This is a genomic window from Oleiphilus sp. HI0128 (assembly GCF_001635365.1).
Genome location: NZ_LWGG01000593.1, coordinates 1 through 262 on the forward strand (window position 1 = coordinate 1; position 262 = coordinate 262).

Consider the following 262-nt stretch of genomic DNA (forward strand, 5'->3'; position numbering starts at 1 on the left):
GGTATTGCAGCTTAGCCATACTCCACGCACTATGGTTATTTATGGTGCCGGTGTTATTGGCTCCGAGTATGCATCAATTTTTTCCGGTTTAGGTGTGAAAGTCGACCTGATTAATCCTGGCGAGAAATTACTATCATTCCTTGATGATGAGATTTCTGATGCGCTTAGCTATCACCTTCGAAACAATGGTGTTCTTGTCCGACACAACGAAACCTACGAGACAGTTGTCGGTACCGATTACGGTGTAGAGGTTACTTTCGAG

1 protein-coding gene is annotated in these 262 nt (G+C 44.3%); it reads left to right on the forward strand.

Going from position 1 to position 262, the window contains the following annotated elements:
* Nucleotides 1-262 (forward strand): NAD-binding protein (locus tag A3763_RS07240; RefSeq protein WP_197482829.1); only part of this gene is annotated, 262 nt, incomplete at both ends.